At 35.0% G+C, this 23,971-nt stretch carries 22 protein-coding genes, 2 tRNA genes and 1 other RNA gene; 12 read left to right on the top strand and 13 right to left on the bottom strand.

Going from position 1 to position 23,971, the window contains the following annotated elements; genetic code table 11:
• Nucleotides 1–22 precede the first annotated feature (22 nt).
• From FJR47_RS07455 to mraY, 13 genes are all read right to left on the bottom strand, one after another.
• Nucleotides 23–277 (bottom strand): hypothetical protein, encoded by a 255-nt coding sequence (locus FJR47_RS07455; RefSeq protein ID WP_152299814.1) that lies wholly within the window; start codon nucleotides 275–277, stop codon nucleotides 23–25.
• Between the two features lie 11 nt (nucleotides 278–288).
• A complete protein-coding gene (locus FJR47_RS07450) occupies nucleotides 289–1,926 on the bottom strand; it encodes an Eco57I restriction-modification methylase domain-containing protein (RefSeq protein ID WP_152299813.1) in 1,638 nt (545 codons plus the stop codon).
• The gene (locus tag FJR47_RS07445) at nucleotides 1,926–2,510 is read right to left on the bottom strand and encodes an Abi family protein (protein WP_152299812.1); all 585 of its coding nucleotides are present in this window, start codon (nucleotides 2,508–2,510) and stop codon (nucleotides 1,926–1,928) included. Before FJR47_RS07445 ends, FJR47_RS07450 begins: the two co-directional genes overlap by 1 nt.
• 84 nt (nucleotides 2,511–2,594) lie before the next feature.
• Nucleotides 2,595–6,077, bottom strand: a complete 3,483-nt coding sequence (gene brxC, locus FJR47_RS07440) for a BREX system P-loop protein BrxC (protein WP_188093712.1) — start codon at nucleotides 6,075–6,077, stop codon at nucleotides 2,595–2,597.
• Nucleotides 6,078–6,088: 11 nt separating this feature from the next.
• A complete protein-coding gene (locus FJR47_RS07435; protein WP_152299810.1) occupies nucleotides 6,089–6,670 on the bottom strand; it encodes a DUF1788 domain-containing protein in 582 nt (193 codons plus the stop codon).
• The gene (locus tag FJR47_RS07430; RefSeq protein WP_241855392.1) at nucleotides 6,667–7,230 is read right to left on the bottom strand and encodes a DUF1819 family protein; all 564 of its coding nucleotides are present in this window, start codon (nucleotides 7,228–7,230) and stop codon (nucleotides 6,667–6,669) included. Before FJR47_RS07430 ends, FJR47_RS07435 begins: the two co-directional genes overlap by 4 nt.
• A 239-nt stretch (nucleotides 7,231–7,469) precedes the next feature.
• Nucleotides 7,470–7,772 carry a MerR family transcriptional regulator gene (locus tag FJR47_RS07425; protein ID WP_188093710.1) on the bottom strand — a complete coding sequence of 101 codons (303 nt, stop codon included), beginning with the start codon at nucleotides 7,770–7,772 and terminating at the stop codon, nucleotides 7,470–7,472.
• A gap of 293 nt (nucleotides 7,773–8,065) precedes the next feature.
• Nucleotides 8,066–8,439: a transfer-messenger RNA gene (gene ssrA, locus FJR47_RS07420) on the bottom strand.
• Between the two features lie 88 nt (nucleotides 8,440–8,527).
• Nucleotides 8,528–8,603: transfer RNA gene (locus FJR47_RS07415), tRNA-Phe, on the bottom strand.
• A 29-nt stretch (nucleotides 8,604–8,632) separates the two neighbouring features.
• Nucleotides 8,633–8,708 (bottom strand) — tRNA-Phe (locus tag FJR47_RS07410).
• Between the two features lie 58 nt (nucleotides 8,709–8,766).
• Nucleotides 8,767–9,327, bottom strand: a complete 561-nt coding sequence (purN, locus tag FJR47_RS07405; RefSeq protein ID WP_152299807.1) for a phosphoribosylglycinamide formyltransferase — start codon at nucleotides 9,325–9,327, stop codon at nucleotides 8,767–8,769.
• The gene (gene murD / locus FJR47_RS07400; protein ID WP_152299806.1) at nucleotides 9,324–10,526 is read right to left on the bottom strand and encodes a UDP-N-acetylmuramoyl-L-alanine--D-glutamate ligase; all 1,203 of its coding nucleotides are present in this window, start codon (nucleotides 10,524–10,526) and stop codon (nucleotides 9,324–9,326) included. Before murD ends, purN begins: the two co-directional genes overlap by 4 nt.
• Nucleotides 10,526–11,587 carry a phospho-N-acetylmuramoyl-pentapeptide-transferase gene (gene mraY, locus FJR47_RS07395; RefSeq protein ID WP_152299805.1) on the bottom strand — a complete coding sequence of 354 codons (1,062 nt, stop codon included), beginning with the start codon at nucleotides 11,585–11,587 and terminating at the stop codon, nucleotides 10,526–10,528. The genes murD and mraY overlap by 1 nt, the downstream gene beginning before the upstream one ends.
• An 89-nt stretch (nucleotides 11,588–11,676) precedes the next feature.
• Here mraY and gpmI point away from each other — a divergent pair, with 89 nt between their 5' ends.
• The 12 genes from gpmI to accA all read left to right on the top strand — a co-directional run bounded on the left by gpmI (nucleotide 11,677) and on the right by accA (nucleotide 23,954).
• Entirely contained in the window at nucleotides 11,677–13,152 is a 1,476-nt protein-coding gene (gene gpmI / locus FJR47_RS07390) for a 2,3-bisphosphoglycerate-independent phosphoglycerate mutase (RefSeq protein ID WP_152299804.1), read from the top strand.
• A gap of 73 nt (nucleotides 13,153–13,225) precedes the next feature.
• The gene (gene fabG / locus FJR47_RS07385) at nucleotides 13,226–13,972 is read left to right on the top strand and encodes a 3-oxoacyl-ACP reductase FabG (protein ID WP_152299803.1); all 747 of its coding nucleotides are present in this window, start codon (nucleotides 13,226–13,228) and stop codon (nucleotides 13,970–13,972) included.
• 21 nt (nucleotides 13,973–13,993) lie between these two features.
• Nucleotides 13,994–14,941, top strand: coding sequence for a YbgA family protein (locus tag FJR47_RS07380; protein ID WP_152299802.1), 948 nt, complete (start codon nucleotides 13,994–13,996; stop codon nucleotides 14,939–14,941).
• Entirely contained in the window at nucleotides 14,938–16,266 is a 1,329-nt protein-coding gene (locus FJR47_RS07375; RefSeq protein WP_152299801.1) for a cryptochrome/photolyase family protein, read from the top strand. The genes FJR47_RS07380 and FJR47_RS07375 overlap by 4 nt, the downstream gene beginning before the upstream one ends.
• A 276-nt stretch (nucleotides 16,267–16,542) precedes the next feature.
• Nucleotides 16,543–16,806: a hypothetical protein gene (locus tag FJR47_RS07370; protein ID WP_152299800.1), complete on the top strand. Its 264-nt coding sequence runs from the start codon at nucleotides 16,543–16,545 to the stop codon at nucleotides 16,804–16,806.
• A gap of 56 nt (nucleotides 16,807–16,862) precedes the next feature.
• The gene (locus tag FJR47_RS07365; protein ID WP_241855391.1) at nucleotides 16,863–18,359 is read left to right on the top strand and encodes an ABC1 kinase family protein; all 1,497 of its coding nucleotides are present in this window, start codon (nucleotides 16,863–16,865) and stop codon (nucleotides 18,357–18,359) included.
• Nucleotides 18,360–18,375: 16 nt separating this feature from the next.
• Nucleotides 18,376–19,014, top strand: a complete 639-nt coding sequence (gene pdxH, locus FJR47_RS07360; RefSeq protein WP_152299798.1) for a pyridoxamine 5'-phosphate oxidase — start codon at nucleotides 18,376–18,378, stop codon at nucleotides 19,012–19,014.
• A 111-nt stretch (nucleotides 19,015–19,125) separates the two neighbouring features.
• Nucleotides 19,126–19,482, top strand: a complete 357-nt coding sequence (locus FJR47_RS07355; protein WP_152299797.1) for a hypothetical protein — start codon at nucleotides 19,126–19,128, stop codon at nucleotides 19,480–19,482.
• Between the two features lie 4 nt (nucleotides 19,483–19,486).
• Nucleotides 19,487–20,911, top strand: coding sequence for a phytoene desaturase family protein (locus FJR47_RS07350; protein ID WP_152299796.1), 1,425 nt, complete (start codon nucleotides 19,487–19,489; stop codon nucleotides 20,909–20,911).
• A gap of 548 nt (nucleotides 20,912–21,459) precedes the next feature.
• Nucleotides 21,460–21,687 carry an acyl carrier protein gene (acpP, locus tag FJR47_RS07340; RefSeq protein WP_137013889.1) on the top strand — a complete coding sequence of 76 codons (228 nt, stop codon included), beginning with the start codon at nucleotides 21,460–21,462 and terminating at the stop codon, nucleotides 21,685–21,687.
• Nucleotides 21,688–21,785: 98 nt separating this feature from the next.
• Entirely contained in the window at nucleotides 21,786–23,003 is a 1,218-nt protein-coding gene (locus tag FJR47_RS07335; protein WP_152299795.1) for a beta-ketoacyl-ACP synthase II, read from the top strand.
• A 15-nt stretch (nucleotides 23,004–23,018) separates the two neighbouring features.
• On the top strand, nucleotides 23,019–23,954 hold the full coding sequence (accA, locus tag FJR47_RS07330; protein ID WP_152299794.1) for an acetyl-CoA carboxylase carboxyl transferase subunit alpha: 936 nt from the start codon (nucleotides 23,019–23,021) through the stop codon (nucleotides 23,952–23,954).
• Nucleotides 23,955–23,971: the final 17 nt, after the last annotated feature.

Genomic DNA, 23,971 nt, shown 5'->3' with positions numbered 1-23,971 from the left:
TATGCATTGTTCTACTTTTATTTTATAAACTGCATGGACATTCGCCAAACTCTGCAATAAGTTTATTGATTTGTTCTTCATTTTTATTTGACCATGTTTGTTCACAACGAGTATTGAGCTTTAAAGTGGAAGACATATGTTCCTCGTATTTAAGTGTCAAAACTCTGTTTTCTGGAGAAGACTTAATTTTTTTTCCTGAATCAGTTACTTGTGTTCCTCTTTCCCATCCATTAGGGGTTAAATGCCATTCTGTGTATTCGCCTGCTGTTGTATACATTATTGATTCCTTTATTTTAATTCTAATATTTCTCTATTCTCATTTAAATCATCAAGATTGATTTTAAAGTAAACAGCCTTTGTATTTTCATTCGGTTTTTGTTTTTTAAAGACTGTCGCTGATGTCCCAAATGCTATACCCATAACCATATTATCAAGATGTGCCATTGTCGTTATAGAATAATTTTTCAGTAATTTAACTCTTAGTTTTTCATAACTACTTAAAAACATCCATGATTGCATTGTAATCATTGCCATATAACCATCATTTTTAATCATCTCAAAACCTCGTTCCAAAAATACAGCAAACAAGTCAGACTTACTATTTGGGTATCGTTTTTTTACAAATTCACTCAACTCAGCATTCATTCCCTTGCCACCCATATATGGCGGATTTGTTACTACACAATGAAACTCTGATGTAAGTATCTTTTTTTGAAGTTTGTATTCTCTTGATAACATCCCTTCATCAAAATCCTCATCGCTACTTGGAACCATAAGAGAACCATAGTTCTTGATTCCATCAATACCTTCAAGTTCTACTATATTTGGCTTGACATCTTTTTTGAAAAATCTTTTATGGTACTGTCTTGCTTTCATCGTCAGTGCAAAGTTAGCAAGTACCGAAGCACGTTTGTCGATGTCACATCCAAACAGATTTTTTTCTAAAATGAGTGATGGGATGTCACTTTTACTGTAACCTTGTTCTTCGTAGATGAGTGTGAGCAAGTCAAACGCATATGTAAGTGTATGCCCACTACCACAACAAGGGTCTAAAAATGTCAGCTCTTCTGGAGTTCCCACTTTTATAAAAGTAGTGCTTTCTTTTTCGTTGTCTATATAGTACTTCATATGCTCTTTGAGGCTTGAGTTTGGATGATTCAACATCCAAAGTTTTCCTAAAGAGTTTTCAACCATATACTTTACTATCCAGTGAGGTGTAAAAAGTTGCGTAGCAGCAGGAATATTACTTGGAGTTATTTTCTTGTTCTTTTTCAGCTGAGCAAACACATCATCTTTTTTCTCTGAGATGTAAAACTGATACAACCATCCGATGATTTCAATATCTTGACAATCCTCTTCACTCATGGCTTTAACTACTTTAGCTCTGAGTGAATTTGGACTTAACATGTCATCTGGCAGTAGTAGCTCTGTATAGTCACTTATGCGTTCAAACATAGATGGCATAAGTAAAGAGAAGTGATTACATGTAGATATAAAGAGCATTTTATAGGCTTCGTTATCACTGTCTTTTATACCAGATACCTTTTTATCTATGAGGTCAAAAAAGCGTTCTCTGTTTAGGTTTAACTCTTCATCGATATCTCCAGCTTTAGCTTCGCTGAACATTTGAGGTATTGGCTGTTCATCAGATGTTGAGATTATAGGCGATGATGTTATCTCATTGACATCCATAAATCTAAGTGCTACGAGACGGTTGAACCATGTGTATGCTACTTCTTCTATGAAGTCTTCTTTGCTTTTTTCATATCTATCAGCAATCTGAGCAATGGCTACCTTGTTTGTATTATAAAGTGCTAAGTTTTCTCTATAGCCATCTGAGAGTAAAAAGTTTATCTTTGTTTTAACAAGGCTTATGAGTTCAAGCCTCATAGATGTAGCGAATTTTTTTAGTGCTGATTTGTTCATTAGTTATTTACCTTTGTTGCAAATTCATAGATGTCATTGTCAAAATATCTTAGTATTTCATTTATTTCTTCGAAAACCATATTGTAACCGTCTTTATTAACAACTTTTTCGTAGTGAAATACACGATTTCTGAAGTTTCTTATATGATTGAGTTCTTTGTATATTTTTTCTCTGTTAATAAGTGCAACACTTTTAGGTGGCAAATTTGGAAATATTTTTTTCAGGTCGTTTATTCTGAGTTTTTTGTCATATGGTTTTTTGAAAAGATTAACCCAAAAACCAAAAGAGAGTTCAGCAATGATTTTATGTTTAGAAACACTTTCTCTTCTTCGCTGAAGTAGTTCTATGGCTTGATTTATTTTAAATACACTGTCTTTTGTAAGAAAGCTTTCATCTGTATGCCAGTTTTCATCTACTTTATCACTCAGTAATGCGTCAATTGAATTGCGTAAAGAAACTTCTAAAATAGACAACGGAATATAGGCTCGTTTTGATATGTGTAGATTCTCTTCATACTCATAGATGTCCGCATAACTTTGGAACCGTTTATCAGTTATAAATTTTTTTATTAAGCCATCTTTCATTAACAATTTCCTATAATGCACTTGTAATTCTCTTGTAAGCCTACATCCTTGAGGTGTAGCCGAGAGTAATAATTACTTCTCATTCTACAATAACACCTGTTTCCCATTATCAATTTCATTCAAAAGATTCTCTTTTAACTTATCAATATACTCTTCGACATCTTGAGTGCTCTTGAGTGTGATTTTACTTTTTGGTGTCAGTGTTGCAATACGTACTGTTGTAGGTTGTGGAGCTGTTACTTCCTCTTGTGGTATTAGTTCAAAGAGCGTGTCCAATCCACGATTAAGTTCATCAGCTAAAGCCTCAGCGTTGGTTCTTTGTTTGATTGTATCTATGCTCGTTGTAAATGTTAGGCTATTTTTTAGCTCTTCCCTTGGACGAATGATTTTGTATCTGTCTGCTGATGGAACTTTTTCAAAATGTTCATTACTTTGAAGTTCTTTGATAATAGAATCTATCTTCTCAAAAGCTTCTAATCGTGTTTTTTCAACAAGTGGTTGCAATAATGCTTCAATAGCTGTAAGTGCTTGTTTTGCTTGTTGGATATGATTGCCACTGTATGGTTTTGTTTGACTTGACAAATCTTCAAGGAGACTTTTTTGGGTGTCGTTGATGTAGCGAAGATTGTCTTTGTTATCATGAACAAATTTGACAGCACTGTCATAGATACGACGCTTATCCCCGTTCATAAACTCCATAATTGGTTCAATGATGTCATCTTTAGTATCAAGTAGGTCATCTTCCATATTTGAAAGTTCATCAAATAAAGTCTCTGTAGTAAGCTTTTCAATTGGAGTTAAAATATCTATGATTTTTTGAAATTCACTATTGAAAGGATAGTGTAGGTTCATAAAGTTTTTACAAGTGCTTATGAGTTTCTGTGTCTCTTGTATAGCAATGTCATAAATATCTCTTGTTGAAGTAGAACTAAATGTCGCATTTGGATAAAGCTCGGAGAGTATCTCTTTTGTTTTTTTGACCTTTTTCTCATCAATAATGGTCTTTGGTACAACAAGTGTGTTGAATTGACGGTTATTTGTCAGAGCATTTAAAACCTCTTGCTTATTTAGCGGTGTTGAGTTCTGCTTTAAATCAACTTTTTGCTTCATATACATAGAAGCAATTTGGACTAAAATGGCATTTTGATACCATCCATATGGACGAACTTGAAAATACTCAAGTAGGTTAGAGATAGTCGTTGACTTATGAGACTTTTTCTGTCTATCTATGTAGGTATAAATCTCTTGCTCTGCTGGAGTTAATGCGTCATCACTACCTGTGAGTAAATCATCACTTTGATTTAATACAACACTTATATCTCTCTCTTCATATACTTGTGTTAAAAGTCCAATATATGAGTAAGTGCTGGTTATAAGCTCTTCAAACGCATTTTCAATTTTTGTTTTAATGTCTTTTGTAGCAATATCCAAAACTTTACCGCTTAGATATAGATTTGCCTCACTGATGAAATCTTTTAGGTCGTTTTGAAGCTTTTCCCTACGTTTGTTGTTATCGTTTGCTTTGTTGAATAGAAGATTTCTTTCATTGTCAGAAACACTACCGCCTTGTTTTTGAGGGATATACTTTTTTGTTTTGACATACAGCTCTAAGTCTTGAGAAAAGTCATAAGAACTTGGAAGAGCTAAGATAATACCACTGTCAGCAATAGATTTATGAATGAGCCTTTCAACATCGTAGTCTTGAGAGTTTAATGGTGTGATGATGTTGAGTGTCAACTCTTCTTCTTTGCCCTTGACAATCGTATCATCGAGTTTTCTTGTAAATGAGTAGTTTTGTTTATTGCCAGAGTATCGCACTTTATTTATTTTGATGATATCTTCATAAATCCAGTTGACCAGTTCTCCTACTATCTCAGAAGTCTCTACTGAAGTCGATTTAATCTCTTTTTCGATATCTTTTTCAACATCTGTCAAAAATTCATACTGTTCACCCACTTTTTGGATGTATGTTTGGTCTATAAGTCGGTTTAGTGCACTTTGAACCTGCTTTTTTAAATCGCTGATATCGACATTGATAATTTGAGGAACAAGTAGTGTAGCGATGTTGTCAACGTTTGGAGTGAACTCTTTTACATACTTAATCATAAAAAGAGTCTTTAGTACCTTTGACTCAAACGGTTCTAAAATATCAGAAGCCTTTTGGATTTGTGTTTGCACATCCCCACGGATAATAGCTGAGAGTCCATCAAAGAACATATCAAAAGTTGCAATGGTTCCTATCTCGCCTGTAGATATTCTTTTGGCAATGTTTTGAACCACATCGAGCATACTACGCTCACCCTTTGACTGGTGTTTCCCTTGAAAAACACTATGGTCTGAGAGTCCACTTATACATGACTGAAATAAATCCATCTGATATGGGACGAATGGGTAGACTAAAGTAAAGTGTTCACTATCTTTGTAGTTTTGATATTGTCTGCTTCTGTCACTAAAGTGAATAATTGAAGAGAGTGAATTTTGAATTTTACTGTGAATGGAGCTTAGGTCAACTTTTGCCTCATCAGTCTTCTCAAGAAGTCTTTTTTGTATAACTTCATTCGCATTTTGGCTCGTAAGGTTTAGCTTGACTTTGAAGCGTCCCATAATCTTAGAAAAATCATTTTCCATAGCCGATGTAGAATTTACTAACATATCAACCGCTGACTGAGATGTTACTATTACCCAAGCTTGACCGCCACAAACAGTTGCTAATGTTTCGACAATAGTTTGAAGGTTTAGCATGAGTTTTGTGTTGTCGCCGATGTATTGACCAACTTCATCCACAAAAAATACAAGTCTGAAATTTGGCTCTTTGGAATCTATATATGCTTTGACTTCTTTAGCGAACTCTTCGATTGAGAGTGAATAGTTCTCTTCATATTTGTCAATTAAATCCATTGCACTCTGCTCAGAGATGTCATCAACACTTGAAAGAGCTTTTGCTACGTTATCACTCTCTAAAAAGATTGTCTCTCTTCCACTTTCCCAACTCTCACCGCTTAGCTCTTTGAACTTCTCCTTGAAGGAATTGAATTTGCCACGTTTATCAAGGTCGCTCTCAAATTTAGCGATATATCCAAACTTAGGATAGTATCCACGCATTTCATTGAATACTTTCATAAAGACACCAAGAATAGCGTCATCTTGATTTTTACTACCTATGTCAGATTTTTGGTCTATGTTAAACAAAATCGTTTCTGATGGAGTCTTTAACGCTTTTTCAATGTTGTTTTTAAGCTCAAAATCATCTTCATCAATCTTAGTTAAAAACAGCTCCCCAATAAGGTCTGAATGCTTTCTCTCATTTGTAAGGATGTAAGAGAGAATTTTTAAAAGGTGTGATTTACCCGAACCAAAGTGTCCTGATATCCAAACGCCGACATTTTGAGTGTTTTTACCTATGCTGCCACTATATTCGCTGAAGAACTCATCTAACTTTTTATTGAGGTCATTGGTAATGACATACTCATCAACCTCTTGAAATATCGCTTCATCAGTTAAGTTGTCAGCTTTAATAACACCTTCTATGTTTCTATGAATATCTTTTTTAAATAGTCTTTCAATCACTGTCTCAATCCTTACAAGTTTAGTGTGTCAAGGTTAAATGCTCGGTAGTAGTTGTCATCTTTTAATCTTCCAAAAAGAGATAGGTCACTTCCATAAGTGCCTGGAAAAAACATCACTGTTGGTCTGTCTTTAATACTGTTTTGAAGATTGTTTAAAATAGTGTGAGAACGAATATATGGGAATACCTGTCCAATGCCAGTTAAAAATACTATTTGCGAAACATTCTCTTTACATAGTTCTTCGATACGAGGGATGAGTTTAGTTTCGCTATCAAGCACACCTTGAAGTGTTTTAAAGAGTTTTGCTTTTGATAGCTCACTCTCTTTGGCTACTATTTTTTCCAATACACCACGCTCCTCAAGCATTTCCAATGACAAATCAAATAAATTGATTTCAAAAACACTTATCCCATCACGAGAGAGTCTATCTTTGAGAAGTTTTGTTTTTAGAACGATATCATTCTCTTGCTCAGGGTTGTATGGTACGATATAAAAAGGTATCTCTCCACCCAGAGCACTCATGGATAAGAAACTCTCTTTACTTAGATTGTTAAATAATTTTTCATATTTTGTGTCTAATGATTCTAATTTCATTGATATCTCTTCATATAATCTTTAATTTCATTGTCATTGTATAAAAAAGCAGTTAAATATTTAGGGTCATCCTGAACGATGAGCTTAATAAGCTCTTCAGAAAGATACGGCTTTAGAATATTTTTTGTTTTGACACTATCTATCAAGCCAGCCTGCTCGTAAATTTTAAACATAACTTGCTTGAGTTTTTTCTGAGTCATCTCTGAAATTGTGTTGAGATTGTCATATGCTACTCGTTTACTGTCATAAAACGATTCGTAATCACTGTTTAGAATCTGAAAGTCAAAAAGTAGTAGTTTGTTTCGTATAACCTCTGATGAGAAATCATAGATGAACTGATATAGTTTGTAACAGCTCAAAAGAGTTAAATTTTTTATATCACTACTCGTTGCCTCTGTATAAAATAAGAGTTGAGCAGGAGTTAATGTTTCAAGTCTTTTTCGTATCTCTACGAACTTTCTTTTTCTTGTTGCTAATGTGTCCTTTTGTAAAGAATTATCATCTACAACGCTTTTTCTAACACTTGACCAGTCACTTAATTCATGATATAAATTTGCCATGATTTCCGCTTCATAAGATGCGAGTGATGTTGATGTGTATGATAAAATATAACTTGAACCCACTGAACTAAACCACCAATAAAAAATTAATTTTCTTAAACAGATATAAACGAAGAAAAGTAATCTATTTTACCATTTTTTTAATAACCAACATATAAAAGAAAGTAATTTTTTGTATTAAAATTTTATTTTGGTAAATTTGTATTGTATTAGAGCACTGAGAGTATTCGTAAGTTGAATTATGCAGCGTAAGCAGAGTTCTCATGCATTTGATTTGTAAGGTACTCCGCAACAGCTATAATAGGAAATAAAATTCCAGATTGCATAGAATCTCCAGTTTTAATGAATTTTATATTCATTGTGCCAGTACTCATTTTATTTGAGATTGTGCGAGGACTTTGATTTAAAACCTCCGCAAGCTCATTTTTAGTGAGTAATAGTTTTCCATACCTCTTTTGTAATTCATCTAAAAAATATTCATTGACTTGAATATTTAAATATGAGTTGTATGTATTATTTACTGCTTTTATATTTTCCATCATCAAGTCCTTGTATGTTTAAGATGACGAAAGTATTCCTAAAAAAAATCCACTACTTTAAAGTCACAAACCCCTATAAATAGGGATTTATATGAGTTAAAATAGTGATAAAGTGATTAAAGTAATTAATTTTAAGCTATTTTTAATATATCAAGATAAAATGGATGTAAGAATAGGTTTTATGGATGCACTATATTTACTTTATTAAGTGAGTTTTAAGTTAAATATAAGTGAGTTATAAGCTATGTGAATGTAGAATTTTTTAATAAATCCCTATAAATAGGCAATATATAGATAATTAGAGCAGGGCAATTGAACTCCAGTCCGAAACCACGCTACTCCTAATGTCTACATGTTTAGAAAAGTTGTTTAAGTTTAATCCTGCTTTACACAACTTGCAAAGCTACACAAGACGATCCTCTGAAGTTCTTTTTATGTTCGAGGCGTACATAAAATATATCTACATAAGGGTTATACTTCGAATCCTGCCTATCTAGAGTCAACAGGTGAAGCAGCCCACCTCTTGCGAGGGGTTAAAACTTATGCTACTGCGTAAGCTGGGCGGTAATTTGTATTGTTTGCGTTTAAGCAAGTTGAGCCGCGTAACGGAAGTGCTCAGTCCGACATGCAATTAGAAGCTACTTGATCCCGTCGAAACCAGATCAGCCCCATGAACGAAATTATATCTCAAAAAATTTAATTTTTTGGCAAATAAATAGAATATTGATTAGTTTTAAATTTCTTATAAGATAAAAGGGTGGTGGCCAATCTCGGAATCGAACCAAGGACACAGTGATTTTCAGTCACTTGCTCTACCGACTGAGCTAATTGGCCATTAAAAAATTTGAAAGTCTTTAAAAGGGTGGTGGCCAATCTCGGAATCGAACCAAGGACACAGTGATTTTCAGTCACTTGCTCTACCGACTGAGCTAATTGGCCATCTTTTAAAGAGCGCAATTATATAACTTAAGGACTGAAAGTTAGCTTACAAACTGGTTTATTTGATGTTTTTAAATGCTTCTACTATTGCAAGCTGTTCAAGTTTTTTGATTTTAGACTCTAGCGAATCTACGCTTTCATCTTTGCTAAGTGAGAGTTTTTTTTGTAAAAGTATCTCTCCGTCATCATAGTTTTCATTAACCAGATGAATGGTAACACCGCTCACTTTTTCTCTGTTTTTAATAACGGCTTCATGAACAAAGCGCCCATACATTCCAGTTCCGCCATAGTTTGGAAGAAGCGCAGGATGTGAATTTATAATTTTAAACTTTTTTGTTAAGACGCTTGATAGTTTTTTCATATAGCCGGATAAAAAAACATATTCACACTCATACTTTTTTAAAAGCTGTTCTATTTTTTGGTTTGGATCTGTATCAGTTTTTGAGTTTATAACAAAATTGTCAATTCCATATTGCTTTGCTTTTTGTAAAGCAACTGAATTTGAGTTATTTGAGATAACTACTGCTATCTCTATATTTATCTCTTTTTGTTGAGCGGCTTTATACAGCGCAACAAAACCGCTACCGTTGTGTGATGCCAGGATTGCAACTTTTTTCATTGAAGTTCTTTTACCTTATTTTTAAAAACTTCTCCTCTATGTGCATAGGAGGTAAATTCATCAAGGCTTGCAGCAGCGGGAGAAAGGAGAGCTATTTCATTTCCATGGAGCTGTTTATCAATCCTCTCTACGGCATCTGTTAAATTTTTGCATATCTCAAATGCAATGCTGTATTTTTTTGCAAGTTCACAGAGTTTGTCTTTGTTTGACCCTATGGCGTAAATCTTCACATTACAATTTTGCAGGTAGATAAAAAGTTCGTTCAAATCAACGCCTTTGTCATCTCCGCCTAAAATCAGATGTACATATTGTTTCTTGTATCGTTTGAGTGCGGCGATTGTTGCATCAAGATTTGTCGCTTTTGTATCATTAACCCAGAGCCGATTTTTATTGTCTCTGAGCTCCTCTTGTCTATGCGGATCTATAACAAATGCGTTGATTTTTTCGTAATGGGTTCTGTCAAAAAGTATCTTCTCTACCGACATTGCCAAAAGCGCATCTATCAAAAAAGCGCCTTTAAAATTGATTTTTTCTATATTTATGCCGAAATACGCTGCCAAATCACTCTCATCATTATAGGTAATAAGGTGTGCAGATGTTTTTATATCTTTATACGCTTCAGGTATGATTGCAACTTCTCCTTCGCGCATCATGGTTACAGGTTTTACTTTGGCGCTTATATATGCATCTATATCTCCATGCCAACTGAGATGGTCAGGAGTTATGGGAAGCAGAATATAGATATTTGGGAGAGCTTTTTTTGTGTAGTGAATTGTAAAAGAGCTCGTCTCTAAAATCCAAATAGCTGCATTTTTATCCATATCTGCCAAAGGTGTTCCGATGTTTCCGCCTGCTGCAGAGCCTCTCTCTTGTAAAAGATGCTGCATCATCTGTGTTGTGGTTGTTTTGCCGTTTGTACCGCTTATCCAAATCTTTAAAGGTGCAGTATCTGCAAAAACATCATATTCGCTGATGAGATTTTTAGCTTTTTTTATAAGTGCATTTTTCGGCGGTATACCCGGGGAGACAATTTCCAAATCTGAGTAGCTTGGATTAAACTCTGATGAAGGTTTTACTTTAAAGCCTTTCTCATCTATAAAAGGTTTGATGCATTTATCATCATAAAATAGTGCATTAGGATAGAGTTTTGTCAATGCCTTTGTTGTTTTGCCGTAGCCAAATAGAGAGACTCTTTTCATCAGCGTATCTTTAGAGTGATAAGAGCTATAACATTAGAGAGCATTGCAATAATCCAAAATCGAACAATTATCTTATTTTCTGCCCATTTTTTCATCTCAAAATGATGATGAATAGGTGCCATTAAAAAAACTCTTTTTTTTCTAAGTTTATAGCTTCCTACTTGAAGAATAACGGAGAGTGTTTCTATAACAAAAATAGAGCCGATAAGCAGAAGTAAAATTTCACTTTTAGAGATAATCGCAAGATAACCTAAAAATGCACCGATTGTAAGCGAACCGCTGTCACCCATAAAAACTTCTGCAGGATGGCAGTTGTACCATAAAAAACCTGTTAATGCGCCAATAAGAGCACTTGAGACGATTGCAACCTCTCCTATGTTTATATTTGGCATAAGCAGGTAGGAACTGATTGTAGCATTTCCGGTAATGTAGATAATAATGCTAAAAGATGAAAGAGCGGCCAAAGAGGGTACAGTTGCAAGTCCATCAAGTCCATCTGTCAAATTGACTGCATTTGATGTTGCTATTATCACTATAACCCAAAAAAAGATAGCAAAAAATTTCATGTCGCAAACCGGATTTTTTAAAAAAGGAATATAAAGGTTGGTGTTAAAATCAGATATAGTATATAGAAAAAGAGCTATAGCTGTTGCTGAGATAATTTGTAAAAGGAGTTTTGTTCTTGCTTTTAAGCCTGCTAAGTTTTCATTTTTTTTGATTTTTGCAAAGTCATCCTTAAAACCGATAAGGACAAATATGACAAGCGTAGCAATAGCGCCTAGAGCGTAAATATTTGAAAAATTTATGCTAATCAAAGAGGCTAAAATAGTTGAAAAGATAAAAATAACTCCACCCATCGTCGGGGTTTTTGCTTTGCCCTGATGTCTCTGGGGTGCCCAGCTGTTAATAGGTTGGACACTTGAGTTTTTTTGAGCCCATCTAATAAAACGGGGCATTAAAAAGAGTGTAAAAAACAGAGCTAAAAAGAATGATATTCCAGCACGAATTGTTATATATCCAAGTAAATTTATATGTAGAATTTCTGATAGCCAATATAGCAAAGTAAATAGTCCTTATAAAATAAAAATGACATTATAGTATAATTGCATAAAACTTTCGTTAGAAGAAGATTTGGTAAAAGGAGTCAACATTGACAAAAAAAGCTGTTTTAGTCATAACGGATGGTATAGGCTATAGTGCAAAGACTGAATATAATGCGTTTTATAACGCGACAAAACCTACTTATGACAAACTTTTCAATAGTACTCCGCACTCTTTGATTGATACTTTTGGACTTAGTGTAGGACTTCCTGAAGGACAAATGGGTAATTCTGAAGTCGGGCATATGACTATTGGAAGCGGGCGGATTTTATATCAAGATTTGGTAAAAATATCTTTGGCTTTAAATGAAAACAGATTTAAAGACAATGAAGAGTTTAAAAATCTTTTACTCAAATCAAAAAGATTGCATCTAATAGGACTTATGAGTGATGGCGGTGTTCATTCGCATATTGATCACTTTATGGGCATTGCTGATTTGGCTGAAAAAGAGGGCAAAGAGATCTTTTTGCATCTCATTACAGACGGCAGAGATGTGTCACCAACTTCTGCTAAAAAATATTTAGAACAAGTTTGTAAGCATGTTGGAGAAAATATAAAGATTGCCACAATTAGCGGCCGTTTTTATTCAATGGACAGAGATAATCGCTGGGATAGAGTCCAGAAAGGTTACGAAGCGATTGTAAATGCAACTCCAAAAACCGATATGCAGCCATCTGAATATATTGATGCCTCTTATGCAAAGGATGAGACGGATGAATTTATAGAACCTGTTGCATTTAGTGACTATGAGGGTATGAAAGAGGGTGATGGCATTTTAACGATAAACTTTCGAAGCGACCGAATGCGTGAGATAGTAAGTGCAATTGCAGATAAGAATTTTAACGGTTTTAAAAAATCTCATATAGATGTTAACCTTACAACGATTACAGAGTATGACAAAAGTTTTACTTACCCTGTTTTGTTTAAAAAAGATACGCCGAAAAATACCTTGGCAGAGGTTATATCCAAAGCAGGTCTTAGACAGCTTCATACTGCTGAGACTGAAAAATATGCACATGTAACATTTTTCTTAAACGGCGGAATTGATGAACCTTATGAGAATGAGACAAGAGTTTTGATTCCCTCTCCAAATGTAAAAACCTATGATGAAAAGCCGCAGATGAGTGCGCCGGAAGTCGGAGAAGTAGTACTTAAAGCAATGGATGATGAGTATGATTTTGTAGTTGTAAATTTTGCAAACGGTGATATGGTGGGACACACTGGAGATTTTGAAGCGGCAAAAATCGCTGTAAATACCGTTGATACTCAGCTTGGAAAGATTTTAAACAAAGCAAAAGAGAAAAATTATGCTGTTGTTATCACTTCAGACCATGGAAATTGTGAAGAGATGAGAGATGATGAGGGGCATATCTTAACAAATCACACGGTCGGAAAAGTGTGGTGTTTTGTGGAAGCTGAGGGTGTAAGCAAAGTTGAAAATGGTGGATTAAATAATATTGCACCGACTCTCTTAAAACTGATGGGGCTTGAGGTTCCTTCAGAGATGGATCATAGTTTAGTATAAAAATTTTAAATATTTTACTCTAAACAAATTGTTTGAACAAAAATATAAATCAAAAAAATTAAGGAGAAATAGTATGAAATTTAGCGGAAAAAATGTTTTAGTAACTGGTTCAAGTAGAGGTATAGGCGCAGAGATCGCAAAGGTTTTGGCAACTTACGGACTTAAAGTGTGGATTAACTACAGAAGCGGTGCGGCGGAAGCTGACGCCATAAAAGATGCTATCGAAGCGGCAGGTGGCAGTGCGGCTGTTATCGGTTTTGATGTAAGTGATGAGAATGCTTTTATAGATGCGATTAAAACTATCGTTGATTGTGATGGCGAATTAAGCTACCTTGTAAATAATGCAGGAATCACAAACGACAAACTTGCACTTAGAATGAAGAGCGAAGATTTTATGTCGGTAATCAATGCAAATCTTCTCTCATGTTTTGTTGGATGCCGCGAAGCTATGAAAGTTATGAGAAAGAAAAAATTCGGCTCAGTTGTAAATATCGCTTCAATCGTTGGCGAAACCGGAAATGCCGGTCAGACTAACTACTCTGCTAGCAAAGGAGGCGTTATTGCTATGAGTAAGAGTTTCGCACTTGAAGCGGCATCTAGCGGCATTCGCTACAACACGATAACTCCGGGCTTTATAGCAACCGAGATGACTGATGTTTTAAGCGATGAGATAAAAGATAGTTTTACATCTAAGATCCCTATGGGGCGTTTTGGAAACCCTGCTGAAGTAGCAGAGGCAACGGCATTTTTACTCTCAGATCACTCAAGTTATATTACGGGCGAGACGCTGAAAGTTAACGGCGGAATGAACATGGCGTAAGCCAAAAAAAAGGAACAAAAGATGAATATAGCAGTATCGGCATGTTTACTAGGGGAGAAAGTTCGATTTGACGGCGGGCACAAGCATGACAGATTTGTTACCGATGAGCTTGGAAAGTACGCCTCTTTTGTTCCATTTTGTCCTGAAGCCATAGCTTTTGGCACTCCAAGACCATCTATAAAACTTGTAAACAGAGATGACAATATTGCCGTTGTCTCAAACAAAGACGGCAGTAATTTAACTCAAAAGCTTCTTGATAAATCTTATGAGGAGATTCACAGAATAGCCGATGAGAAGCTAGACGGCATTATATTTAAATCCCGCTCGCCAAGCTGTGGTTTTGGAAGTGCTAAGGCATATCTAGACAATGGCTTTGCCGACTCAAAAACAGACGGTGTTTTTGTGAGTATTTGCAGAGAGAAGTTTCCTCTTTTGCCTATGGAAGAGGAGGGCAGGCTTCAAGATGCTTGGTTAAGAGAGAATTTTGTGATGCAGCTCTTTGCCTATGACTCTATCGAGAAGCTAAAAGAGAGCAGGCCTAGCATGAAAGAGCTTGTAGATTTTCATACAAGAAACAAGTTTTTGCTTCAGGCAAAAGATGAGAAGCTCTACAGAGTGCTTGGAAATATTGTGGGCAATCATGAAAACCTCTCTTTTGATGAGCTATTTGCAAACTATGAGCACAACTTCAAAGTTGCCATCTCGCAAAAAAGCTCGATAAAAAGAAACAGAAATGTACTAGAACACATGGCGGGGTTTTTCAAAAACGAGCTAAGCTCAGTTGAAAAAGAGAGCCTGCATGAGCAGATAGATGATTATGCAAAAAAGATAGTCCCGATCATCACTCCTCTATCAACTATCAAACTCTATGCTAAAAAATACAACACAAGCTATCTTTTGGCTCAAACATTTTTAGAGCCCTATCCAAAAGAGCTCGCTCTTCGCTCAAGTCTGCTTAGCTCCAAATGAAACGCATCCTTTGGTTTCGACGAGATTTGAGGGTTGGGGACAATCCGCTTCTCTCTTTTGGCACAGAAGTTCTTCCTATCTTTATATTTGATGAAAATATCCTCAAAAAGCTTCCTAAAAATGATAAAAGAGTCACTTTTATCTTCTATTATGTAGTAAAGTTAAAATCTGACTTGCAAAAGATTGGGCTTGATCTTAAAATATTCTATGGCAAACCCGAAGAGATTTTTAAAGAGCTAAAGGGTTTTGATGAGGTTGTCGCATCGGCTGATTATGACTCTTATGCGAAAGAGCGCGACACAAAAATCTCTCATATGCTGCACTTTCGCTACCTTAACGATACATACATCTTCAAACCAAAAGAGGTGCTAAAAGATAACGGCGAACCCTACTTTGTTTTTACCCCTTTTTACAAAAAAGCCAGAGCAACTCTTGAGCATAAAAATAAAGATGAGGTAAAAATAGCAGAGCATGTTTTGGCACAAGAGGATTATGAGGGCATTCAAATAAAAGGCAAAAAACTTCCGCTTGAGTTTGAAAGTATAGGGTTTATAAAACAAGACATCGAGATAGTAAATCCGCATGTAAAACTAAAAAATTTTTTAAAAAAGATAGATAAATATCAAGAGATGCGGGATTATTTGTCCTCTGATGCTACTTCGGGCTTAAGCGTTGATCTGCGTTTTGGGACTATCTCTATAAGAGCGGTTTTAAGAGTTCTCTTCTCTTTAAATGACTCAAAAATAGAACCGTTTGTCAGACAGCTTATCTTTAGAGATTTTTATGCCTATCTTCTTTTTCATATCCCGACATTGGAGATTCAAAACTACAAATATGACTTTAACGGTATAGAAGATGGTGAGAAGTTCAGAGCCTTTTGTGAAGCAAAAACTGGCGTTCCTATCGTAGATGCAGGGGTGAGAGAGTTGCTCGAAACCGGGCAGATGCACAACCGTGTGCGAATGGTTGTCGCCTCTTTTTTCACAAAAGACCTGCTTCTGCCTTGGCAATGGGGAGAGCGCTTTTTCGCATCACATCTGCTTGACTACGACCTAGCCAGCAACGCACTATCATGGCAGTGGAGTGCCGGAACGGGAGTTGACCCGCAACCCTACTTTAGAGTCTTTAATCCCTATTTACAGAGTAAAAAATTTGATAAAGAGGCATATTACATCAAAAAATGGTTACCTGAATTAAGAGATATCGCACCAAAATTTTTACATGATGAAACCTATCTTTTAAAAAACTCAATTCCAAATTATCCCAGACCTGTGGTAATACATAAAGAAGCGGCAAATAGAGCGATTTCACTTTTTAAAAAATAACCAATCGACAAAATAAAACTATGAAAAAAGTTTGTAGCAATGTAAAATACTTCTTTAAAATAAAACTTATACATCACTGAAATAAAAAGGAGTATTAATGAAAGTTGTAATGAGTATAGCTGGTTCAGACAGCAGCGGTGAAGATTGGGATGCTCTACTCCAAAGAAATTATTGGATTTATAGGAGAGCTGTTTGATTTTTTTATTCAGTTTGAATTTGATAAAATGTTTGCATATAGACATAAAATTACAAAAAGTATTTTAGAAAGGAAAAAAAATGTTTAAAGATTTACTCTACACGAGCATTGGTGCCGCGGTTGTTTTAAAAGAGAGAGTTGAGGCGGAAGTTAAAAAACTTCAAGATGAGGGAAAAATTAAAACAGATGATGCGAAAAGTTTTTTAGATTCTATCGAAGCAAAAGGAAAAGAGGAAGAGATACGCATCAAAGAGCAGTTTAAGAGTGCTCTCAAAGAGGTTATCGATGAGCTTGGCGTTGCGACAAAATCGGATTTAGATAAACTAAAAGAGGATTTAAAATAAAAACTTTTTTCAAAAATATTGATTTCTACTCACCTATGCGAGTGGTGAGAGTTTTTATGTTTTTGCTTAGCATCTATTTGGTTATAAAAAAGAAAAAGAGTTTCTTTGGTATTAAGCCATTAGGTGCAAAAGAACTCAAAGAGACCATAACTTATTTGGGAGCTAGTTTTGTAAAATTAGCACAAGTTTTAGCTACAAGAGCTGATTTTTTTGATAAAGAGTATCTTCAAGAGCTTAAAGAGCTTCATGATCAGCTTCCTCCGATGAACAAAGCGGAATTTAACGAGGTTTATTCAAAGGCTTTTAGGAGTGAAACCTTTTTGAGTTTTGAAAAAGAGCCTATTGCTTCTGCTTCCATAGGTCAGGTTCATGTCGCTTATACACATAAAGAACAAAAAGTTGCAGTAAAGCTTAGACGCCTAAATATCGAACAGATGGTAAGAGCAGATATAAAAATCATCAACTTTTTTAATACTCTTTTTAAGCCTCTTCTTTCTCACTACACAAAAAACTCTATTGAGGCAGTTGTAAGTGAATTTTCAAAAATGATTCTTCAAGAGGTGAGTCTTGCTCAAGAATTAAAAAACCTTCAGAAATTCTCATCTGTATATAAAGATGCAGGTATAAAGTTTCCAACTCCTTTGGTACAATTTTGCAGCGACGATGCTTTGGTTATGAGTTTTGAGGAGGGATTTCGTTTTGATGACAAAGAAAATATTTTAAAACACAAAGTAGATTTTAACTCCATCATATCTAAACTTGTAGATTTTTATACGACACAGATGCTAATTAAAGGCTATTTTCATGCTGATCCGCATCCTGGGAATTTGCTTGTAAACAAAGAGGGTGAGCTGATTTTGTTGGATTTTGGTATGGTGAAAACGGTGCCAAACAGCTCAAGGGTTGCTATCATAGAGCTTATAAAAGCGGCAAACGAGCAAGATTATGAACGCTATATCGCCGCATCGAAAAAATTAGGCACCGTTGCTTATGAAGCCCCTGTTGCAGAGGTGGCAGAATTTACTTCTAAAATGTTTGAGATATTTTCCAATGAAAATCTAAGCAGCGAATCAATGCAGCAACTTGCTTTTGAAGTTTTAGAATCTACACGAGGTTTGCCTTTTAAACTTCCAAGCGATGCTATTTATATTTTGAGAGTAAGTGCCATAGTTGAGGGCTTAGGAACAACATATATAGAAAATTTTAATGGCATAAAGGATATTTTACCTATTTTGCAAAAGAATATCCCAAGAGCATTGGGAGCAAAAGACAGCATCATAGAGACGCTTATAGATGAGATAAAAGAAATTCCTTTTTTTGCAAAAGATTTTAAATCGGCTCTAAAAAAAATAAGTGCTAATGAACTTCAAGTTGAACTTTCTCTTGATCAGTTAGAGTGGATAAAAAGAGATTTAAAAGAGAGTCATAAATCAAATTCTCTCTCTTTTGTATTTATGCTTCTGAGTGTTTTTATTCTTTTATATGACAAAGAGTTTGCAGTATTGGCTGTAGGGTTTTTCGCTTTTGGTGCAATAAGAATTTTAAACAAATAGATATTTGGAGAAACTGATGTTAAATCTACAAGATATGCGAAGAGAGTATAAACAGAGCGAACTTGATGAGAGCAGCGTAGATGCAAGCCCTTTTGTGGAGTTTGAAAAGTGGTTTAAAGAGGCTCAAAACGCACAAATATTAGAACCAAATACAATGCTCTTAGCTACTAGCAGTGCGCAAAATATTCCAAATATAAGAGCTGTTCTTTTAAAAATATTTGATGAGAAAGGTTTTGTGTTTTTTACAAATTACAACTCCGATAAAGCAAAAGAGATAGAACAAAATCCAAATGTTGCACTGGAGTTTTTATGGTTAGATCTCGAGAGACAGGTGCGTATTATCGGCGCATGTGAGAAAATTTCCCACACAGAGTCGCTCTCTTATTTTATGAAACGCTCTCGTGGCAGTCAAATAGGTGCATGGGTAAGTGAGCAAAGCACAATTATAAGCTCTAGAAAGCTTCTTTCTATCGCACTTGAGAAGATGAAAGAGAAGTTTGAAAGCGGTAAAGTTCCGTTGCCGGATTTTTGGGGCGGCTATAGAGTAAAGCCTAGCAAAATGGAGTTTTGGCAAGGAAGAGAGAGCCGTTTGCATGATAGAATTCTCTATACAAAAGAAGGTAATAGATGGAAAATTTCACGATTGGCACCGTGAGAAAGTTGTTAAAGAGTAATTAAAAGTTATTTATTAGTTAAAACGACAAAAAGAGGGTACAAAACTCTTTTAATTTAATATAAACTACATTAAAAAAATAGGGAGAGATTTATGCCACATATAGTTTTAGAAAATATTAACAAAGCAAGAGATGCTTTTAATGCCGTGCAGCCCTTTGCAAACAAGATAGAGGGTGGAATGTTGAAGGTTATGGATAAATACATAAATGCAAATGAGCAAACAGTTCTTATAGATTCTCTTGCGATAGAAAATGGAAAAAATCAAAACTTTTTTGTGCAGCTTAGTCAAAAAAAATCAAGCCTGACGGTGAGACTTTTACCTCTTACCGACCCTCAAAAAACAGATGGTGTTAAAATAATTATGGCGCATATTGCAAAGCAGATTAAAGATACAGATCCAAATATAAGTTATGGTAAAAATAATTTGGCAGATTTTTTAATAGATTAACTTTATGATAAAAGATTTTGCAGTAGTCGGTTCAGGCATCGGTGGGAGTTCTATAGCGGCGCTTCTGAGTTCAAAAGGCTTTGATGTTATTTTATTTGAAAAAGAGCCCTATCTTGGAGGGTGCAGCTCTTCATTTTCAAGAGCCGGCTACAACTACAACACAGGCGCTACAACACTTGCCGGATATGAAGATGGGCATGTTGTCAGAGAGATTTTTGATGCTATTGGAGTAGTGCCAAATCTTTTAGAGAGCGATCCATCTATTGTTATTATACACAATGAAAATGTAACTCCTAGATACAGAGATTTTGAAAAATTTTTTGAAATATTGCAACTCAACTATCCGCATAAAAAAAATAGAGTATTTTGGGAACTTATCTATGATATAAATAGAGAGTTTTACAGATTTAGCGGACATTACTATGCAAATTCAAATATCTTTTCAAAAGTAGAGTCACTTTTTAGTTTTTTGCCTATTTTTTTAAGGTTTAAAAAGTATCTTGTTGCAAATGCTCATTCGTTTATAAAAAATTTTTTTGCCGATGCGGATGATGAGTATATTGCATTTTTGGAATCTCAAATATTTATCGTTGCTCAAGCTCCACTTAGAGAGATAAACTTCTTTACTGCAGCGCTCTCTCTGGCTTATACATTTAATAAAAATTACTATGTTTTGGGCGGATTTAGCACTCTTTTTGACGATATAACGCAAAATGTCAAAGAGTTACATAGAAAAAGTGAAATAATCTCTATTTCTCGTCATAAAAATCACTTTGAACTTTATACTAAAAATGGGAGATATAAAGCAAAAAAAGTGATTCTTAATTCTACAGTGTATGATAGCGGCAAACTTTTTAATGATATTGAGATAAAAAATTACTATAAAAGGTATAAAAAACTAGATAATTATCAAAGTTCGTTTATGTTTTACATGACTATAAAAAGTGAGAAAAATTTTCATCATCACTACCAAATCATCCAAGAAGATACTCTTCCCTACACTCTTTCAAAGGCGCTATTTGTCTCTTTTTCTGATAAAAATGATACTTTGATTGCGCCAAAAGGGCACTATAGTATTACAGCTTCAATACACACCGACAGCAGATTATGGGAGAATAAAAGTTTTTATAAAGCTAGAAAAAAAGAGCTTGAGGATATACTGCGAGAAATAATTTTAAAGAAACTTGATATAAAAGAGGATGAAATAGTTCAGAGTTTTGGTGCAACCTCAAAAACATTTTATCGCTATATAAGAAGATCACAACTGGGAGGTAATGCCATGACTTTTAAAAATTTTCTTCCGTTTCTACCTGGAAATGATACCTCTATAAAAAATTTATACAATGTCGGTGATACTGTTTTTCCTGCTCAAGGCTGGCCAGGTGTAATGCTTGGTGTAAAAAATCTAAAAAGGCTTTTAGATGCATAATATAGCCCTCTATATAAAAACAAAAGATTGGTTTTATATCTTGTTTATTGGGCTGTTTTTTGGAATGTTTTTATCTCTGTTATTATAGGAGTTTTAACATACACTACTGGAGCGTTACTTTATAGATTTGCGAACAAAGTAAAACTTCATATATAGCCTATACCCAAACACTGGAGTGTGCCAAAGTTTTCCATACAGCTTATTGTAGAAAATGCCATTAAACACAGCTTTAAAGAGAATAAAAAGAGTCTTAATGAATTTCTCTCTTTTTATGAAGATAAGAAGAGTTAAAAATTTGAGGCAGGACTTTCAAATCTAAAATAAAAGATATTCAAACAGTTCAACAGAGCAAACTTAGTTTTACTTTTAGAAATATTTCTGATACCATAGAATCAAGTAAAGATGGTGCAAAAGCTTTTAGAAAAATTTTTGAATAAAAATCGATTATTATGCCTAAAGAGGCTCTTTTTAATTTTATTAGTCTGATAGTTTATTTAAGTTAAATATGCTACAATTACGAAATTTTATATATAAACATAGGAGCTAGAATGGCACTTTTAGATGATATTAGAGAAGTAGTAGTTGAGCAATTAGGCGTTAACGCTGATGAGGTAAAAGAGGATGCAAAGTTTGTTGAAGATTTAGGTGCTGATAGCCTTGATGTAGTTGAATTAGTAATGGCTCTTGAGGAAAAATTTGATATTGAAATTCCTGATGATGAAGCGGAAAAAATTCAAACTGTTAAAGATGTAGTAAACTATATCGAAAACAAGTAATTGTTTTAAACTCTACTGAGGACTCCTCAGTAGTAAGTATTTTTTAGTAATCATTTTTTTGATTTTTAAAAAGTATTTATATTTTTACGGAGATTTTAATGAGAAGAGTTGTAGTTACTGGACTGGGTACGATAAATGCAGTTGGAAATGATAAAGAGAGTTCTTTTAAAGCTATTTGTGAGGGTGAGTGTGGAATTGACACGATCACTCTCTTTGATCCGGAAAATTATAGTGTAAAAATAGCAGCTGAAGTTAAAAACTTTGATCCCTCAACTGTTATGGAAGCAAAAGAGGTTAAAAAAGCTGATAGATTTATTCATCTTGGATTAAAAGCTGCTCAAGAAGCGATGAATGAAGCTAATTTTTCTGAAGACACAGATATGGAAAGATTTGGCATAAGTGCAGCTTCGGGAATTGGCGGTCTTCCCTCTATTGAAAAAAATTCAATCATTATAGAGACAAAAGGTCCAAGAAGAATAAGCCCGTTTTTTATTCCAGGCGCGCTTGTAAATATGCTTGGTGGTTTTATATCTATAGAGCATGGAACAAAAGGACCAAACTTATCAAGTGTAACTGCATGTGCTGCTGGAACACACGCAATTAGTGAAGCTGTAAAGACAATTATGTGCGGCGGTGCGGATAAAATGTTGGTAGTTTCAGCTGAGTGCGCTATAACAGGTGCTGGTGTCGGCGGATTTGCTTCTATGAAAGCGCTTTCAACAAGAAATGATGACCCTAAAAAAGCTTCTCGTCCGTTTGATGCAGATCGTGACGGTTTTATTATGGGAGAAGGAGCTGCTGCACTTGTACTAGAAGTGTATGAAGATGCAGTTGCTCGTGGAGCAAATATTTATGCTGAAATTGTTGGTTTTGGCGAAAGCGGTGATGCAAATCATATTACTACTCCAAGTCTTGACGGTCCGGCTCGTGCAATGAAAGCTGCTTACAAAATGGCAGGTGAACCTAAAATTGATTATATAAATGCGCATGGAACAAGTACTCCTATCAATGATAAAAATGAAACAGCAGCTATAAAAGAGTTGTTTGGAGGCAAAGAAAATTGTCCTCCGGTAAGTTCTATCAAAGGGCAAATAGGTCATTGTCTCGGAGCTGCAGGAGGTATAGAAGCTGTAATCTCTTTAATGGCAATGCGTGATGGAATAATCCCTCCTACGATAAATTATGAAAATCCAGATGAAAATTGTGATTTAGATGTAGTTCCAAATAAAGCTAGAAAAGCAGAATTAAATACAATAATGAGTAACTCTTTTGGTTTTGGCGGAACAAATGGTGTTATTATATTCAAAAAAATCTAAGTATAAGGATCTGATTTGGCAACATATTTAGACTTTGAGTACAAGATTAAGTTTCTTCAAGAAGATATTATATCTGCGCAGGTTCGTCACGATGAGGGTGCAGTTAAAGCACTTCAAGAAAACTTGAATAAAGAAGTTTCAAAAATATTTAATAATTTATCACCTTTTCAGAAGCTTCAACTCGCGCGTCACTTAGATAGGCCATATGCACTTGATTATATTAATTTAATTATGAGAGATAAATATGAGATTCACGGAGATAGACATTTTCGTGATGACGCTGCTATTTTGTGTTATTTAGGATATATCGGTAATGAAAAAGTTATGGTTATCGGTGAGCAAAAAGGTCGTGGAACTAAAAATAAGATAAAAAGAAATTTCGGTATGCCTCATCCGGAGGGATATAGAAAAGCGCTGCGTGCTGCAAAGCTGGCAGAAAAATTCAACATACCTGTTCTTATGCTTATAGACACTCCGGGTGCGTATCCAGGAATTGGAGCTGAAGAGAGAAACCAGAGTGAAGCAATTGCTAGAAATCTGCTTGAACTCTCAGCGCTGAAAACTCCTACTATTTCTGTAGTTATTGGAGAGGGTGGAAGCGGTGGAGCTCTTGCTATAGGGGTTGCAGATAAATTTGCTATGATGCGATACTCTGTGTTTAGTGTAATCTCTCCTGAGGGTTGTTCTGCTATTTTATGGAATGATCCCGCAAAAGCAGAAGCTGCAACAAATGCTATGAAAATAACCAGTCAAGATTTAAAAGAGTTAAACCTTATAGATGACATCGTGGCTGAGCCTTTAATTGGTGCTCATAGAGACAGAGATGGTGCTGCTGCTGCAATAGGCGAGTATTTTTTATCTGAATTATCAAAACTTCGTGAAATGTCTGATGAAGAGAGAATGGAAACTAGATATAAAAAGCTTGTAAGTGTTGGAGCTTTCAGCGAGTAAGTATGCTTTTTTTAGCA

It is taken from the genome of Sulfurimonas xiamenensis (genome assembly GCF_009258045.1).
In the GTDB taxonomy this organism is placed as follows: domain Bacteria; phylum Campylobacterota; class Campylobacteria; order Campylobacterales; family Sulfurimonadaceae; genus Sulfurimonas; species Sulfurimonas xiamenensis.
This window is presented reverse-complemented; position numbering and strand designations above follow the sequence as displayed.

Excerpts from the sequence above, each read along its gene's own strand:
- FJR47_RS07350 (WP_152299796.1), top strand. The coding sequence starts at position 19,487 with ATGATAAAAGATTTTGCAGTAGTCGGTTCAGGCATCGGTGGGAGTTCT.
- FJR47_RS07445 (WP_152299812.1), bottom strand. The coding sequence starts at position 2,510 with ATGAAAGATGGCTTAATAAAAAAATTTATAACTGATAAACGGTTCCAA.
- FJR47_RS07365 (WP_241855391.1), top strand. The coding sequence starts at position 16,863 with ATGTTTTTGCTTAGCATCTATTTGGTTATAAAAAAGAAAAAGAGTTTC.
- FJR47_RS07455 (WP_152299814.1), bottom strand. The coding sequence starts at position 277 with ATGTATACAACAGCAGGCGAATACACAGAATGGCATTTAACCCCTAAT.
- murD (WP_152299806.1), bottom strand. The coding sequence starts at position 10,526 with ATGAAAAGAGTCTCTCTATTTGGCTACGGCAAAACAACAAAGGCATTG.
- FJR47_RS07450 (WP_152299813.1), bottom strand. The coding sequence starts at position 1,926 with ATGAACAAATCAGCACTAAAAAAATTCGCTACATCTATGAGGCTTGAA.
- FJR47_RS07335 (WP_152299795.1), top strand. The coding sequence starts at position 21,786 with ATGAGAAGAGTTGTAGTTACTGGACTGGGTACGATAAATGCAGTTGGA.
- FJR47_RS07370 (WP_152299800.1), top strand. The coding sequence starts at position 16,543 with ATGTTTAAAGATTTACTCTACACGAGCATTGGTGCCGCGGTTGTTTTA.
- FJR47_RS07375 (WP_152299801.1), top strand. The coding sequence starts at position 14,938 with ATGAAACGCATCCTTTGGTTTCGACGAGATTTGAGGGTTGGGGACAAT.
- FJR47_RS07380 (WP_152299802.1), top strand. The coding sequence starts at position 13,994 with ATGAATATAGCAGTATCGGCATGTTTACTAGGGGAGAAAGTTCGATTT.
- acpP (WP_137013889.1), top strand. The coding sequence starts at position 21,460 with ATGGCACTTTTAGATGATATTAGAGAAGTAGTAGTTGAGCAATTAGGC.
- FJR47_RS07430 (WP_241855392.1), bottom strand. The coding sequence starts at position 7,230 with ATGGCAAATTTATATCATGAATTAAGTGACTGGTCAAGTGTTAGAAAA.
- FJR47_RS07435 (WP_152299810.1), bottom strand. The coding sequence starts at position 6,670 with ATGAAATTAGAATCATTAGACACAAAATATGAAAAATTATTTAACAAT.
- purN (WP_152299807.1), bottom strand. The coding sequence starts at position 9,327 with ATGAAAAAAGTTGCAATCCTGGCATCACACAACGGTAGCGGTTTTGTT.
- fabG (WP_152299803.1), top strand. The coding sequence starts at position 13,226 with ATGAAATTTAGCGGAAAAAATGTTTTAGTAACTGGTTCAAGTAGAGGT.
- FJR47_RS07425 (WP_188093710.1), bottom strand. The coding sequence starts at position 7,772 with ATGATGGAAAATATAAAAGCAGTAAATAATACATACAACTCATATTTA.
- FJR47_RS07355 (WP_152299797.1), top strand. The coding sequence starts at position 19,126 with ATGCCACATATAGTTTTAGAAAATATTAACAAAGCAAGAGATGCTTTT.
- pdxH (WP_152299798.1), top strand. The coding sequence starts at position 18,376 with ATGTTAAATCTACAAGATATGCGAAGAGAGTATAAACAGAGCGAACTT.